Raw genomic sequence first — 1,548 nt, forward strand, 5'->3', positions numbered from 1 at the left:
GTTTGCCCGATTGGAGCGAAGCTGCGCCCGCGCACGTCGTCAGATCGCAGTCCGGTCTCATCGCCCCAGTGGATCTCTGTATCTTCAGCCTTGGCACGCTGCGCAATCTCCGGATAGTCCTCGTCCAGCCACTTCCTGACCGCGGCCGGGGACTGCTCGTAAGCGCGGCGAATCGGTTTCTGCGGACTGAAGCCCCAGCGCGACAAGTAGAGACCCATGGTGCGAACCGGCAGTCGGATACCGAAGCGGTGCTCGATCAACTCAGCAACCGCGCGATGGGTCCACAGTGCGTAAGCCATCTTCAATTGATCCGGCGTCCTGTCGCAAATCAGCTTGCGGACTTCGCGCTCTTGCTCGGCGTTCAACAAGCGCCCCTCGCCAAACCGACGCCCACCGATGGCATCTTGCAGCGCCGTCGCGCCGCCCTCGGCATGGCGCTGGCAGATGCCAAACACGCCCGTGCGGCTCAGCCCCGTTTGCGCCGCAATCTCGTCATACGTGTAACCCGCCGCGCGCAGCCGAATCACCTGCACACGCCTCTCATGCCGCGCCTCGCGCGACAGCGATCTCATATCGGTCGATTTCATTTCGGCCATATGTGGGCAATACGTGATTTTTCAAGAACACAGTTACCGACTCAATAGTTCTGCTGGCTCACCATGCTTGCATCGTGGCTTGCATAGCGTCCGATACCCCGGGCAACTTGCGCTCGATATCCCGCAGGACCCGACCGGGAATGGTGCGCTGGCGCTTGAGCACCCGACGCAGACGCTGGAACTGTTTCACTTTTTCGCCCTCGAGGTTCCGCCAGGGCCTACGTAGCGGCCTACCGCCACCGCTCAAACCGACACCACGTGCCAGCGGTCCCACGCTCGATCGCCCTCTGCCAAAAACAGCGCGTCCGCCCTTACACGCCGCCACAGCGACGCCACCAACGAGCCCAATTCCCTTGAGACCACTTCCAATGCCTCGCTCCCTTGCGACGAAGGCTCTAATTCAATCTGGGCGATAAATTGTCGGCATCAGCGCCTGGTGCGCCTGCCCGAATTGATGGTCGGCTCCATCGCTCATCCGCAGAGCTGCGTATTTCGGCGAACGTGACCGCCGATTTCGGGAACGTGACCGACTTGGCGAGATAGGCGTTGCGCAGTGTCGATTGTAGGGTTTCGTATCAGTTCTGGTCGAGTTCAGGCTCCAGGATGTTGGGTTTTGGGGATGCTTTTCTGAGCGATTCACCGGTGAGCGTGATCCTGTGATGGCGCTGCACGAGCCGGTCGAGCATCGCGTCAGCGATGGTCTCGTCGCCGATCCAGCCGTGCCAGTGCTCAATCGGCAACTGGCTGGTGACGATGGTCGCCTTGCCCGCCGCGCGGTCATCAATCATCTCGAGCAGATCGTTTCGGACCATCGCGTCGAGGGGAGCCATGCCCCAATCGTCCAGTAACGTTGCTCGCAACATTACTGGACCTGTATAGGGGTAGGAAACGGCTTTCGCCGTCCCCTCCCTCCGAACCCGGTGTGCGGTTTTCCCGCGACGGGCTCTCCAGT

At 61.2% G+C, this 1,548-nt stretch carries 1 protein-coding gene and 1 pseudogene; both read right to left on the minus strand.

The annotated features are described in order from the left end of the window. Positions 1-587, minus strand: a 587-nt coding sequence (locus J8I34_RS33930; RefSeq protein WP_209808546.1) for an IS630 family transposase, incomplete at its 3' end; no start/stop codon positions are given. Positions 588-1,171: 584 nt separating this feature from the next. Further along, positions 1,172-1,444: pseudogene (locus J8I34_RS33935) on the minus strand (ATP-binding protein); the annotation flags it as partial. Positions 1,445-1,548: the final 104 nt, after the last annotated feature.

The organism is Cupriavidus phytohabitans (assembly GCF_017815025.1).
GTDB lineage: Bacteria > Pseudomonadota > Gammaproteobacteria > Burkholderiales > Burkholderiaceae > Cupriavidus.